At 36.7% G+C, this 13,492-nt stretch carries 12 protein-coding genes, 3 pseudogenes and 1 riboswitch; of the genes and pseudogenes, 7 read left to right on the top strand and 8 right to left on the bottom strand.

Translation table 11 applies throughout. The features are described 5' to 3' along the window. Positions 1-86: 86 nt before the first annotated feature. The 5 genes and pseudogenes from L3081_RS06480 to dapA all read right to left on the bottom strand — a co-directional run bounded on the left by L3081_RS06480 (position 87) and on the right by dapA (position 4,777). On the bottom strand, positions 87-404 hold the full coding sequence (locus L3081_RS06480) for a hypothetical protein (RefSeq protein ID WP_242284303.1): 318 nt from the start codon (positions 402-404) through the stop codon (positions 87-89). A gap of 131 nt (positions 405-535) precedes the next feature. Continuing rightward, positions 536-1,741, bottom strand: a complete 1,206-nt coding sequence (locus tag L3081_RS06475; protein ID WP_242284302.1) for a succinylglutamate desuccinylase/aspartoacylase family protein — start codon at positions 1,739-1,741, stop codon at positions 536-538. A 58-nt stretch (positions 1,742-1,799) separates the two neighbouring features. After that, on the bottom strand, positions 1,800-3,020 hold the full coding sequence (locus L3081_RS06470; RefSeq protein WP_242284300.1) for a PLP-dependent decarboxylase: 1,221 nt from the start codon (positions 3,018-3,020) through the stop codon (positions 1,800-1,802). A 5-nt stretch (positions 3,021-3,025) separates the two neighbouring features. Next, positions 3,026-3,776, bottom strand: a pseudogene (locus tag L3081_RS06465) (2,3,4,5-tetrahydropyridine-2,6-dicarboxylate N-succinyltransferase). Continuing rightward, complete coding sequence (dapA, locus tag L3081_RS06460; protein ID WP_420839701.1) at positions 3,773-4,777, bottom strand: 4-hydroxy-tetrahydrodipicolinate synthase; 1,005 nt, start codon at positions 4,775-4,777, stop codon at positions 3,773-3,775. Before dapA ends, L3081_RS06465 begins: the two are co-directional and overlap by 4 nt. Positions 4,778-4,899: 122 nt before the next feature. Next, a riboswitch (Lysine riboswitch) is annotated at positions 4,900-5,114 on the bottom strand. A gap of 330 nt (positions 5,115-5,444) precedes the next feature. On the opposite strand from dapA, the gene L3081_RS06455 reads away from it, so the two are divergent. The 4 genes and pseudogenes from L3081_RS06455 to arcA all read left to right on the top strand — a co-directional run bounded on the left by L3081_RS06455 (position 5,445) and on the right by arcA (position 9,049). Continuing rightward, on the top strand, positions 5,445-5,906 hold the full coding sequence (locus L3081_RS06455; protein WP_242284298.1) for a hypothetical protein: 462 nt from the start codon (positions 5,445-5,447) through the stop codon (positions 5,904-5,906). A gap of 108 nt (positions 5,907-6,014) precedes the next feature. Next, positions 6,015-6,488: pseudogene (locus L3081_RS06450) on the top strand (class I SAM-dependent methyltransferase); the annotation flags it as partial. Between the two features lie 49 nt (positions 6,489-6,537). After that, complete coding sequence (locus L3081_RS06445) at positions 6,538-8,163, top strand: sensor histidine kinase (protein ID WP_242284294.1); 1,626 nt, start codon at positions 6,538-6,540, stop codon at positions 8,161-8,163. Between the two features lie 172 nt (positions 8,164-8,335). After that, entirely contained in the window at positions 8,336-9,049 is a 714-nt protein-coding gene (arcA, locus tag L3081_RS06440) for a two-component system response regulator ArcA (RefSeq protein WP_242284293.1), read from the top strand. A gap of 29 nt (positions 9,050-9,078) precedes the next feature. Here the strand turns inward: arcA and L3081_RS06435 are convergent, their stop codons facing one another. Together L3081_RS06435 and L3081_RS06430 are read right to left on the bottom strand one after the other, a co-directional pair. Then, on the bottom strand, positions 9,079-9,435 hold the full coding sequence (locus L3081_RS06435) for an Hpt domain-containing protein (RefSeq protein WP_242284291.1): 357 nt from the start codon (positions 9,433-9,435) through the stop codon (positions 9,079-9,081). Between the two features lie 349 nt (positions 9,436-9,784). Beyond that, complete coding sequence (locus L3081_RS06430; RefSeq protein WP_242284290.1) at positions 9,785-10,306, bottom strand: TetR/AcrR family transcriptional regulator; 522 nt, start codon at positions 10,304-10,306, stop codon at positions 9,785-9,787. Positions 10,307-10,716: 410 nt separating this feature from the next. On the opposite strand from L3081_RS06430, the gene L3081_RS06425 reads away from it, so the two are divergent. Beyond that, a complete protein-coding gene (locus L3081_RS06425; protein ID WP_242284288.1) occupies positions 10,717-11,085 on the top strand; it encodes a VOC family protein in 369 nt (122 codons plus the stop codon). 73 nt (positions 11,086-11,158) lie between these two features. Beyond that, positions 11,159-11,852 (top strand): annotated as a pseudogene (locus L3081_RS06420) (cupin domain-containing protein). Positions 11,853-11,910: 58 nt separating this feature from the next. Here L3081_RS06420 and L3081_RS06415 read toward each other — a convergent pair. Further along, entirely contained in the window at positions 11,911-12,111 is a 201-nt protein-coding gene (locus L3081_RS06415; RefSeq protein ID WP_242284287.1) for a glutaredoxin family protein, read from the bottom strand. A 309-nt stretch (positions 12,112-12,420) separates the two neighbouring features. On the opposite strand from L3081_RS06415, the gene folE2 reads away from it, so the two are divergent. Further along, positions 12,421-13,395: a GTP cyclohydrolase FolE2 gene (gene folE2, locus L3081_RS06410; RefSeq protein WP_338027143.1), complete on the top strand. Its 975-nt coding sequence runs from the start codon at positions 12,421-12,423 to the stop codon at positions 13,393-13,395. Positions 13,396-13,492 lie beyond the last annotated feature (97 nt).

Below are 13,492 nucleotides of genomic sequence, written 5' to 3'. Positions count from 1 at the left end.
TCCAATAAAAATTAATAATGTTTATCAACAACAAACTTAACGTAATAATTAATGTTGGCTGATGATTAAAATAATATAAAAATTTACTAAAACACTGGTGGTGCTCTTAAGTGTGGTTGAACAAAGGTATTAACTTTAAATTGAGCAGAGTTAACATCAGCAACCATATAGCAATAACTTGCAATAAAATCATTTTTTATCAGTGATAAGTCAGGTGGGGTATCAAGCCCTTGATGACATATATAACACTCTTGTTGTTCAATATTAATATCATTGATTGCAACGTGACTGGCGTGCACAAATGTTGACGTTATCAATAACACTACAAAAACCACGAGTGCAAGCGCAGTCATGGTTGATGGTTTTTTAGCACTGATTTGTTTAGAGCGAAAAGGTAATGTCATATTGCTTGTGATAATATAACACAAGAGTTCTTTCTACAAGAAAACAATACTCACAAAAACTCACAAAATTAATAAGTGAGCGTTCTCATCCTTATTTCACTATCAATAGTTAAATATTATTTAAATACTGGTTAAAGCTCAAAGTAGTTGCAAAAAACTTTATAGAGCTCTGTTCCTTGGTTTACACTAGCCGATGCAAAATGCAAAATTGGTATCACGGTTCTATCTAAACAGACATTATGTAATGGATCACCATCACCATAATTATCCATCCGTAAAATGCGAGCCAATGGCTCCCCCGGCAATGGCTTGCCAAATTCGGCTAAGTAATCCACCATCCCTCCCATTGGCGAATACAAGGCTTTGTAATCATCTAAGTAACAAGCGTAGCGTGTCATTTCTTGCGGAAAATAACCGTTAGATTGTCCATTTTGCAAGGGAGTTGAGTTATCATTCTTTTGAGCAATAACCCCTTTATATTGTAAATAACTTAAAATACTTAAGGCATCTTGGTGTGCTACTGCTAAATCAATTTGCTCCTGAGAGCCTAGCTCAACTGTGAAACTTTCTTTCGCGAAGATACCTTTACCCATCACAAAATTTCTACCCAATTTTTGATACGCTTCTTGTAAACTCCACCATGGACAAAATGTTGACTCATCCATCGCGCCACCAAAATCGTTAGGAATTAATAACGTATGAGGTATATCAAAATAACTTGCGCTTGCTTTAGCATACTCAGGGCAATATAAATGTTTACTCGCGATTGGCCCTGTGTGTAAATCAAGCACTAAATCGGCTTGATGCGCCATACGTTGCAGCTGATAAGCAATACGCTGCCCTGTGGTTAACCCCCAAATATTATGGTCGAGTTTTTGTTCAATTTGCGCCAACAATAATTCTTGAAATTTTGCTTGAATTTCAGCATCCGAAGCATCAATATTGCGCTCTGCAAAAGGTGCGATAACCATTTCGTCAAAGTGATACATTCGGTTCCAATTAACCCCTGTAATAGGGTCAAATCGGCCTAATGTATATTCACCATTTTTATGATTGCAAGCAACAGGGTTAGCATAAGGCACTAGCGTTATATTACTTTGAATATCACAGTTTTTTAATAACTCAAGTAACTGAAAAATTACCGCATTACCTTGCACTTCAGCGCCATGCATATTGGCTTGAATATAAACATTAGGTACTTTATTCTCAAAACTAGCACCTTGATCTGTTGGTTCAACCTCAAAAGAATAAACAGGTACTGTCAGTTTGGCACCACTGGCCATTTCCCCCATATGGATAATACTTTTTTTGAACGTATTGGCTTTGAAGGTATTCATATTTTCTTTCATCTTTTATCTCTCAAACAAAAGCTAATCTACTTTACATAAAGTAGATTTACGCAAGATAGGTACTTGCAGGTTTAGCGGCTCTAATTTCAACCAATTCGCCCTTTTGCATAACATATTCTGCTGCCAGTTGATGGCACAAAAAGAATGGCATGCTTTCAGTAAACCCATAGGCACCACAGTAACCAAAGACTAATTCATCTCCTACCTGAACATCTTCTGGTAAAGGTAGTTGCCCTAATTTATCCATGCTAGTACATAACGGACCATGAATATCAAAGTATTGTTCAACTTGCTCCGACTGACGAAGCAAAGTGACTGGAAAGGGTTGGTCGGTAATAGCCGGACGAATAATATGGTTAATACCTGCTGCCAATACTAATTGTTCTTGGCCATAATTTATTTTTCTGTCAACCACAGGCACAACATAATAGCCACACTCTGCTACCGCAAAACGTCCTAACTCTAACCAAAGTTCATCAACCCCTGCTTGGGCTTTTATATCCGCTAAATCGCGGATAATTTGTTGCCACACTAATGTGTTTCCTTCCCCAACATAGTCAATACCCAAGCCACCGCCTAGGTCAAGAATTTTTAAATCCATGCCTATATGCGTAGCGAGTTTTATTAAGGGTGCAACCATTTGCTCCCATAATGAATACATTTTTTCATTACTGAGCATATTGCCCCATTGAAAAATATGTAATCCACAAATATTCAAGGCCGGATAATCACTTACCCGCACACTTTGCCATTCTCGTACTGACAAACCAAAAGGCGTTAAACTGTTACCCCCTAGCGGGTTTTTTTCACCGTCAGGCCACTGTAATTGCACTCGCAATAACACCGTTGGCTTTTTAAAGTTTTCATCCTGAACAATTTCATTAAGCCAGATTAATTGGTTTAAACTTTCTACAACAAACGTAGCAACGCCTTGTTTTAAAAAGGCCGCAAGTTGTTTTTTAGATTTAGCAGGCCCAGTGTTAAGAATCCTATTCGGACTAATTCCTTGTGCTAATACTTGTGCTAACTCACCTGAGCCGGCTACATCAAAATTGAAGCCTTGACTATCAAAGGTTTGAATAATTTTTGATAAGGGATTAGCTTTTACGGCAAACCATAACTTAATCACATCTTGCTGCTGTAATTTAGCTAAGTGCTGCTTTAAGGCATCAAGTTGATAAACAAAATAACCTTGTTCATCTTCTGGCGATTGATGCGCTAATAATGCATATTCAATCGTGGGGTCGAACCAAGCGGGTTTAGTCATAATGCTTATCTCAAAATTGACTCTAATTCGAGTGCCGCGTCACTTTGTTCGTCACGATATTTAACAATCAAAGCACAGGCCATATTCAAGCCCTGTGCTTTAGCCCATTCACCTTTTACAGGTCGCGTACCCGGTACTACAATAGCATTTTCAGGAATTTCAGCGCCTTTTTCACGCATCACTTCATTAACACAATCATATACTGGTACGGATTTAGATAACGTAACGCCTGGGGCTAATACAGCGCCCTTCTTCACTACAATACCTTCAACTATTACAACGCCTGCACTTAAAAAGGCGTTATCTTCGATAATAACAGGGCTAGCACCAATAGGCTCTAACACACCACCAATTTGCACCGCGGCAGACACATGGACTTTGCGGCCTACTTGAGCACATGAACCAATCAAGGCATGGCTATCCACCATAGTACCGCTATCTACATATGCACCAACATTAATATAAGGCCGGCGGCATGATAATAACGCCTTCAGCTACATAAGCGCCTGCACGAACAGAAGAGCCACCAGGGACTAAACGCACACCATCTTCTGGTGAAAATTGACGAGCCGGCAAATTGTCTTTATCAACAAAACCTTGATAATTATCGGTAAAACTTATGTTTTTTCCTGCTTTAAATGCCGCTAATATACCTTGTTTTACTTCGACATTAGCATGCCAATTTCCATTCTCATCTTGATTTGCTGCACGTAATGCGCCTGTTTCTAACTGTGCTATAACATCTTGCCAGTTCATGCGATATTCCTATTTTCAACTGTATTTATAAAAGAAGACTGGCTAACTTGTGCTAACCATTGATTAATTTGTTTATCAAAATCTAATAACTCGCTGTTATTAGATAACTCCAAGTGGGTCAGTGGTGCACGTAATATGGGCGTTTGAATATTTTGTTGTTGTTGCATTAACACTTTCACGGGAATGGGATTAGCAACGCAAAAAAGCGACGCTACTGCATTATTCCAAAGCGGAAACATACTTTCCGTTTGACCCGATAAACATAACTGTACGTAGGTTTGAGTAGCTTGTGGCCAAGCATTAGCGCACACAGACACTAAACCTTTCACGCCTGCCGGCACTAAATAGGGCAACATAGCATCTTCACCACTATATAACTCAATAGACGGGCATGATTGACGGTAATTCAAAAACTTAGTTAGATCTCCACTCGCCTCTTTCATCGCCCAACAATTAGGGTGATTTTGTAAGTTTTGTACTGTTTCTACAGGAATTTCAACGCCACTTCGAGAAGGTACGTTGTAAAGCATGCAAGGAAATTTAGCTGCATCTAATAACGCTTCAAACCACTGTGTTTGACCAACAACACCGGGCTTTGCATAAAGGGGACTTCCCAGTAGAAAACAGTCAATATTTAGCTTATTACAACGTTCAACCCAACTGATTTGTTCTGGTAAATTATATCCTCCTACTGCTACCATAATTGGTACTTCAAGGGATAAACCACAAACAAACTCAACGATACTTAACTGCTCAGCATGGGTTAACGCCAAACCTTCACCGGTACTACCAAGTAACAATAAACCATTACCCGCTTTAGCTTGCGCTGTGGCAATGGTTTTTAAACTAGTAAAATCAATGTGATTATTTTCAAGAAAAGGGGTGACTAACGCGGTCCATAGCGGAAATTTCTCAATACTGTGTGCGATACGACCTTGGCTGCCATTACCTTGAGAATTTATGTTAATAGATGATGTATTTTTCATTGCTCTCGAACTCATTAATGATTGCACTGCGCTGAACGCAATACAAATTAGTTCGGAGAACTTAACGGCATTTACTAAGAGCCAAATAAAATACCGGAGTATTTTTTGCAAACAGGACGTTTACTGGCTTTTATGCAAAGGCCAGAAGCTCTCCACTCAATTATAACCTACCCTTGGCAAGTCAATATCAGTGACAGTTGTCGGGATTCAGCCCAAACAACCGATAAAGGTTTCATCAAAAAAACGTTTATCTCGGCGTTAATCCCCCTCATTATCATTAGCAAAGTTTGATCTTTGTGTGTTAAAAATAACACAATGATAATTACCTGGTTAACGCTCCTCTTCTGGCCCCTCTATATCCGTTCCACTTAAAGATGCTCGTTTCAGGAAGGCCGGTTTAGAAACGCTTTATGCTACGTTATTGATTTTGAGAAGGGAGTGACCATTCCCTGCAATCAATGTCTTGTCTAAAGGCGTTTCTAATTCTAGCTGAATCCTGCATCTTCAAGTGGAGCGGATATATAACTTCACGGAATAAAAAACCATAAAGTTAGAATTAGGGACGCGGCTATTAAAACACTTTAAACACTTTTTTGTCAATATTGAGCACCGCTAAAAGTTGAATTCAACGGGTTATTAAGTAGAATACTATCTTCTATCATATTCACTACCATGCCTATTCATGCCAACGTCAAACATCAGCCAAATATTATTACGTAATAGTGAGCTATTATCTGCCAACACCCCACTATTCATCAACTTAATGGCTGATGATTTCATCAACAGTTATTTAGCTGAAAACCCAAACGCAGAGATTAACTGCTATAACACCAATTATATTGACCACCTTGCCATTAATAACAAGTATGGTTCGCGAGTGGCTACACAGTTTAACAGCGAATATAAAAGTGATCTAAAACACGATGTAGTGATCATCAACTTCCCTAAAAGCAAAGATGAGCTTGCTTTCACGCTCGCGATGATCGCTCCTTACTTACTTGAAGATGCTAAAGTTATACTCGTGGGAGAGAAAAAAGGCGGCGTACAATCTAGCCCTAAACTTACCGCCGACTTTTTACAGCACTGCCAGAAAATTGATGCGGCACGCCATTGCCTTATATTTGCTTGGTATTGTGAATTCTGACAAACTCAATAAACCGTTTACGCTAAGTGACTGGTTTAAATACTACCAAATCAATATAAATAATATTGAACTCACTATAGCGTCTCTACCCGGTGTTTTCAGCCAAAAAAACTCGATATTGGCACCGCTTTACTATTAAATAACTTACCAGAGGTTATGAAAGGTAAAGTATTAGATTTTGGCTGTGGTGTCGTAATCAGCTGTTTTATTGGGAAAAAACATCCTGACACTCATTTATCTTTACTTGATGTTAGCGCTCTAGCAATAAAGTCAGCAGAAGAAACACTTACCCTAAATAACTTATCAGGTACTGTTTTTCCTTCTAATAGTTTATCTATGGTTAAAGGACAATATCAACACATTGTATCTAACCCTCCGTTTCATCAGGGAACAAACACAAGTTATCAGGCAACAGAAGACTTTTTAAAGGGTATTCACAAACACATGCACGCCCGTGCAAATATCACTATTGTCGCCAATAGTTTTTTAAAATATTTGCCAATAATGCAGCAGCACATTGGTAAAACTAAGCCCCTGATAAATACACAAGGTTTTACTATTTATCACAGCCAATTAAATTAAATAGAGTGCCGAACTTGATATATTTATTTTTTTCAGCGATGGTGACATTATGAATAAAAAAATTAAAGTAATGTCTAATCACAAATTCTTATTTGGCTCAATTCTAGGGGTTGCTTTTATTGTATTAACGCTCATTTTAGTCAGTACTGTCTATATTGCTGAAACACAAGAACAGTCAAGCATTGAGAGGAATACCCAAGCATGGGCTAACACATTAGCACAATTAAGCCTTAGCTATTTAGTTGAAAACGAGAACAATGCGCTTAATGCTGAACTAAAAAAATTAGTCGCGCCAACCGACATCAATTACGTGCATGTTTATAAAAAAAATGACGACGAACAGATTACATACTTTACTGGGTATAATAAAAATATCTATTTTCCTTCAATACCGGATAAGATAGAGCAAATACAAACGTTATCATCATTCAGATACCAAAATGATCATTTGGAATTAGTGGTAAAAATAGCACAAGATGAAATAACACAGGGTTATTTATACATTCAAGTGAGTACAAAACACATTGAAGATTTTAAACGAGAACTAACCTTTGATGCAGTATTATTACTATTATTGGGTTTAACACTGTTTTTACTTTTAACTATCATTATTAAAAAGAAAATAAATCAATCAATTACAACCATAACAGAATCAGTACAAGCAGTATCCCACAGCAAAAACTACCATCATACGATAAAGCCGTTGTCCATTCTTGAATTTGATGTGTTAGCGCAAAACATCACCTTTTTATTAAATAAAACGGCCAGGCAACTCAATAAAGCAGATGAAAAACACCAACAAATTCTGCTTGAAAATAAAAATTTAGAAGTAAAAGTCCAAACAAGAACGGATGCGTTAAAAGAGTCAAATCAAGAATTACTTTCAACCTTAGAGAAGCTCCACCAATTTCAAGGGCAACTAGTTGAAACTGAAAAAATGGCATCGTTAGGCGACATGGTTGCAGGCATTGCTCATGAAGTAAACACACCAATAGGATTAGGCGTTACCGCATCGTCCTTATTAAGTGATCGCCTCATCGAAATTAAACAAGCTTTTGAAGATAAGTCGTTAAAATCAAGTCAATTAAAAAAATTCTTAAATCAAGGTGAAGAGAATATAGGTATTATTTACCGAAACCTAGAACGCGCTGCTAAGTTAATTTCCGGCTTTAAAAAAGTAGCGGTTGATCAGTCAAGTGTTGACACCCGAGTGTTTAATGTAAAAGAATTAATTGAAGAAGTATCCATTACGCTAAAAGGAAAACTCAACAAACTGCATATTGACCTTAATATAGACTGTGCTGAAAACCTTGTTGTAGAAAGTAAACCAGGACCACTTAACCAGATACTGCTAAACCTTATCTTAAACTCTATTATTCATGGTTTTGAGAATAGACCTGATGGTGTAATAGAAATTAATGTTATTTATTTAAGTGACCAATTACATTTTTCTTATAAGGACAATGGAAACGGTATAAGTGAGAGTATTAAAACAAAAGTTTTCGAGCCTTTTACCACAACAAAACGCGGCAGTGGTGGCAGCGGTTTAGGGCTTCATCTGGTCTATAATATTGTTACACAAGCCTTAAATGGGCATATAGACTTTGACAGTAGCGTGGGGGTAGGCACAACATTTAATATCACTTTTCCTGCTTTACTCATTTCAGAACAATAAACTATAACCATTAAAACCCACTAAATATTAGGTAATGTAATTGTTATTTAATCCATACTTAGTTACCATGGTTAATAGGATGTTAAATTAATTGACGCCATGATTTAACACTATAACTAAAATGAATAACGCATTTTTTTGCTAAAAAATAACAATAACTTACGGAAATAGCATGGATAATTACCAAGTCCTTATTGTAGAAGATGAAGATGTCACCCGTTTTAACCTACGTAACTTATTTGAAGCTGAAGGTTATAAAGTTGTTGAAGCAACTGATGGTGAAACAATGGCTACAATGCTTAGTCAGCATGAAATAAATCTCGTTATAATGGATATTAACCTCCCAGGAAAAAATGGACTATTACTTGGTAGAGAACTTGCTAGGAACAAAAACTTAGGCCTAATATTTCTCACTGGTCGTGATAGTGATATAGATAAAATATTAGGACTTGAAATTGGTGCCGATGATTATTTAACCAAGCCATTTAATCCGAGAGAATTAACCATCAGAGCTCGAAACATATTGAGTCGAATTGGTAAAAATAATACCGAAAATGAAAGAGAATCAATTCAAGCTATTGTTAACTTTAATGGCCGGACATTAAATGGAAATTCTCGAGAAATGACAAGTCCAAGCGGAAATGTTATTGCAATCCCCCGAGGTGAATATCGCGCATTACGCTTACTCATTAAAAATCAAGGCAATATTGTTTCCAGACAAGCTCTTATTAAAGAAATGACAGGACGTGATTTACGTAGCAATGATAGAACAGTTGATGTCACTATTAGACGACTACGTAAACATTTTGAATCAGATGTTAGTACGCCAGAGTTAATCAATACAATACACGGTGAAGGTTATCGTTTTGTTGGGCAATCTGATTAATTAGATGATTTAACTTAAACAATAACGCATTATAAACTTGCTAGCCAATGAGTAAATTCAGCCATAGCTTGTTTATTATGCATATTAAGATCTGCTAATTGTTGTGCTCTACCATTCTTATTTTCATTTGTTTTTTCCATATTTTTCAATCGAGTATATAAAGCCTTCAAACCAACACTACCCGCGGCTCCCTTCATTTTATGACAACGTGCTTGCCATAATTGCACATTACCGGTATGCAGAGACTCTTCTATATCTTTCAAGTAAATCACTACTTGTTGTTCATACAAAGAAAACATTTTCTTAACAATGGGATAACCTAAACTTTGGGCATACTCATTAAGAAGATCAACATCTAACTCTATCAACTCATTACTTTCATTCATAAAATGACCTATATACACCTAACCTATACATGACCCTAAATTGATTAAGTCATTATTTCCAATGCAGTTTAACAATTTTTCTCTATAGCACCAAATTAATGACGTTAACACCACTGGTAAGAAGGGGTATACCAACGTAGAAACATTGTTCAAATAACGTACTTTCATCCAAAAAATATAGTGTTGTTGGGAGAATCGTAGACATAAAGAATTTAGTGTTGGATCAACCCGAAATTTGTTTAATAGTGTAAAATATACCTACTACTGTTTGCGTAAGCCCTTATCTACATAAAAACGAACAAAGACTAAATACTGTACCCCAGATAACCATGATAAATAATTATAGATGTCACTTTTGAGTAGCAAGAGTAAAGTAACTATGGTCATTCAATGCTTTGCTAATCATCATTGCACCTTCAAGTATGCTAACCGTGGTTATTGCAGAATGCGAAGGATTAACTTCACCATTAGCAGTATGTGCCGCATTTAACCATGCTAAATTTTTAACAAAAAATCGCTTTACTTCAACTTGAACTTTCTCTGGCAAACTTTCATTTTGAGCACCTAATAACCCACATAAACACATTTTATCGTCAGTCAACAAAGCACCTTTGAAAATTTTTGTATAAATATCAATTGGATTTTCGCCTCTTGCTTTAATGTCGTCTACATCACCTAATGCCGCTAAAAAAGCGTCAGTATATTGATGTGCTAACTCAGCGCCTAAATCAGCTTTAGTCGGAAAGTGATAATGCACACTAGCACTTTTAATTCCAACTTCGTTGGCAATTTCTCTAAAACTGAAATTGTTATAACCGCCTTTACGTACTTTATTTTCAGCGACTTTTAACAGTTCTTCTTTTTTGCTCATGATCATAATCCTATACTGGACGGGCAATTATCTAACACTAGATAGCCCATTACAAGGCATATCACTTTTAGTAAAAACCCATTAATTACCCGAATTTCATTAGAACCATCAAGATAATAACGCGATACAGCATCACAAAAAAACATTGAATAACACATAAATACTTGTTTACCTCTCCTACCCTAGTTTCAATTTTTCATTGTGAACGACAATAAAAAATCATTGTTTATCTATATTATATCTGTGTTTTTTAAATTATTACGCAAAAGCAATTCAAACAAACCCATTGACTACCTACTGATAGGTAGTTTAATATTCGTTCGTTCGAAAACAAATATATTACTCAGGTCACTCAATTAAAACCTATGGATATATTTCAAAATTCATTTGATAAAATTAAGGTACTAATAATGATTGGATACACTACTATCGGTTCAAAAAACCTAGACAATGCGGTTTCTTTTTACGATGCTTTACTTACTCTAGTTGGAGGTAAAAGAGTAATGGAAATGGATAGAATTAAATTTTATGGTACAGAGACAGGTGGTGCAATGTTAGCTGTATGTACGCCCCATAACAATGAAGAACAAAGTTGTGGAAATGGTCAACAAGTTGCAATTCCTGGTGGATCGATTGAAGGTGCACAAGCGCTTTACAGTAAAGCAATTGAATTAGGTGCTACTGATGCAGGCGAACCTGGGCAACGTTTTGATTTCTTCTACGGTTCATATGTTTATGACTTAGATGGCAATAAACTTTGTTTCTTCCATATGACTTAATCGTTAATATAAAAACATTAAAAAGGTTGATAGTTTGTCAGCCTCTTTTATTCACCTGATTGAGGAACCAAAAATGAAAATTGCGGCCGATTTTAGTCAACGCATTGTTGTGCATAGCGACACCCTTGAATGGATTGAATCACCCATGCCAGGGGTACATAGAAAACCACTTGATAGAGTAGGTGCTGAAGTTGCACGTGCAACAACCATAGTACGATATGCACCTGGCAGTAAATTTTCACCTCATGTTCACACTGGTGGCGAAGAATTTATTGTGCTTGATGGTGTATTTCAAGACGAACATGGTAACTTTCCTGCGGGATCTTATATAAGAAACCCACCACAGTCGAAGCACCAACCAAGTTCAGATACTGGTTGTACTATGTTAGTAAAGTTATGGCAATTTCAACCCGATGATAGAACACACGTTCGGTTACAAACAAATTTTATGGGCAGTGTTTCACCGGGAAACTTTAAGGGAATACATATTACCCCTTTGTATAAAGATACTATTGAAGAGGTGAGTATATTGCACTTTAAACCTGAAGCAGAGATAACACTTACTGTAACAAATGGTGCAGAGCTATTTGTGTTATCAGGTTCACTAACTGAACAGACTGATATGTTAACCCAAAGATAGGCGGTTACGCGTGCCAGTAAATGGCGAAATTAACGCTAAAGCAGGTAAAGAAGGCGCTAAAATTTGGCTTAAAACAGGTCATTTAATTGATGTTAGCAATCAAATTATGCGCGTAACAAATGCTTAGCTGCCGATAAAATGATACTTTGATGCTTAACCTGTGCCATAGAGTTTCTTAAAATTTGCTAAATTCCGCCAATCATGACTTCATTACCAATTTTTAAAGTCGGTACAGAGCGAGCCCCTATAGCATCAAGCTCTTTTCTACCGCGCTGCATTTTGGCATTGGTTAATCTGTATTTAATACCATTATCATCTAAGTATTTTTGAGCTTCACGACAATGAGGACATTTATCTGAAATATATAAAACAACACGTTTCATCATTAACCCTTACAAATCATTTAAAGACTAATTATTTTACTGAACTATCAAAAAAAACAAAGATAAATATTGACGGGACAACTGCCTGACAACTACAAGAAAAATCCTCCTCCTGAGAAAAGCACTACCCTATTGACGTGTGAGGTTAAAATTTTCTCACGATGCGCCCGCATAAACGCTGTAAAATATTGAAGTAGTATGGGGATAAAAAATAAGATAGAATACGCGACCTTGAATTTACTTGTTGTGCGGTTAATTAGCTATCATCGCGCAGCCTTTGTTAAGTACCTATAGCTTAAAAGCGGAGTCATAATGCCGACAACGATGCCTGATATTGCCAACCACACCACTGCACAAACCGAAGGGACACTTGATTGGGTTGGTATGAGCAATATTGAAATGCCAATAATGGTCGCCTCAAAAGGTGAAACTGAGCGTATGGTTTCAGCTCATGTTAATGCGTTTGTAAACCTAAAGGAAGCTCAAGCAAAAGGCATTCATATGTCACGCCTTTACTTACTCCTAGATGAATTATCAACAAGCAACATATTAAATTATCACAGCTTAGTGACTTTGCTTGATGGTTTTATTAGCAGTCATAATGATTTAAGTGATCAAGCCAAAGTAACCTTTAACTTTGAATATCACTTACGTAGAAAATCACTCATTAGCGGTAAAGAAGGGTGGAAAGCATATCCTATCACGCTAACTGGTCATTTGAATCAAGGTGAACTGGCAATAGAAATGTCTATTGATATACGTTATTCGTCCACTTGTCCTTGTTCTGCCGCCCTAGCGCGACAACTAATTCAAAAAGCATTTCAGCAAACCTTTCAAAAAGATAGCAACGCTGAAAACTTTGATTTAAACAAAGTTCATGAATGGCTTGGCACAACAGAAGGGATTGTTGCAACACCTCATTCTCAACGCTCTGTTGCTGAGATAAAGGTAAAACTTAACAATGATATCAGTGACTTTCCTATTACGGACTTAGTTGATTTAATTGAAGGTGCTTTACAAACGCCGGTACAAGCAGCCGTTAAACGTGAAGATGAGCAAGAATTTGCCCGTTTAAATGGACAAAATCTAATGTTTTGTGAAGATGCTGCGCGTCGATTACAATACAGCATGAATCAAGCCCAAGAATATGATGACTTTTGGCTAAAAATAAACCACCTTGAGTCTTTACACGCTCATGATGCGGTTAGCATAACAACCAAAGGTGTTCTTTGGTGGTTATCAACCATAAAAGCACAGAGTATCAATAAACTCACTTGTAACTTATGATTTTATAAAAGCCTCTTCAGTTATGTTGTGGCTTTTTTTAGCTCCTTTTTACCCATTTTTAGATAGTAATGAAACATTTAGTGCTTATCTAGCATTT

The organism is Colwellia maritima, from assembly GCF_022669015.1.
Taxonomy (GTDB): Bacteria; Pseudomonadota; Gammaproteobacteria; order Enterobacterales; family Alteromonadaceae; genus Colwellia; species Colwellia maritima.
Note: the sequence above shows the minus strand (reverse complement) of the source record. Positions and strands in the feature narration are given on the sequence as shown.

Bases quoted from the DNA above. Each gene is read 5' to 3' on its own strand.
- L3081_RS06480 (WP_242284303.1), bottom strand. From the start codon at position 404: ATGACATTACCTTTTCGCTCTAAACAAATCAGTGCTAAAAAACCATCA.
- L3081_RS06475 (WP_242284302.1), bottom strand. From the start codon at position 1,741: ATGAATACCTTCAAAGCCAATACGTTCAAAAAAAGTATTATCCATATG.
- L3081_RS06470 (WP_242284300.1), bottom strand. From the start codon at position 3,020: ATGACTAAACCCGCTTGGTTCGACCCCACGATTGAATATGCATTATTA.
- dapA (WP_420839701.1), bottom strand. From the start codon at position 4,777: ATGAGTTCGAGAGCAATGAAAAATACATCATCTATTAACATAAATTCT.
- L3081_RS06455 (WP_242284298.1), top strand. From the start codon at position 5,445: ATGCCAACGTCAAACATCAGCCAAATATTATTACGTAATAGTGAGCTA.
- L3081_RS06445 (WP_242284294.1), top strand. From the start codon at position 6,538: ATGAATAAAAAAATTAAAGTAATGTCTAATCACAAATTCTTATTTGGC.
- arcA (WP_242284293.1), top strand. From the start codon at position 8,336: ATGGATAATTACCAAGTCCTTATTGTAGAAGATGAAGATGTCACCCGT.
- L3081_RS06435 (WP_242284291.1), bottom strand. From the start codon at position 9,435: ATGAATGAAAGTAATGAGTTGATAGAGTTAGATGTTGATCTTCTTAAT.
- L3081_RS06430 (WP_242284290.1), bottom strand. From the start codon at position 10,306: ATGAGCAAAAAAGAAGAACTGTTAAAAGTCGCTGAAAATAAAGTACGT.
- L3081_RS06425 (WP_242284288.1), top strand. From the start codon at position 10,717: ATGATTGGATACACTACTATCGGTTCAAAAAACCTAGACAATGCGGTT.
- L3081_RS06415 (WP_242284287.1), bottom strand. From the start codon at position 12,111: ATGATGAAACGTGTTGTTTTATATATTTCAGATAAATGTCCTCATTGT.
- folE2 (WP_338027143.1), top strand. From the start codon at position 12,421: ATGCCGACAACGATGCCTGATATTGCCAACCACACCACTGCACAAACC.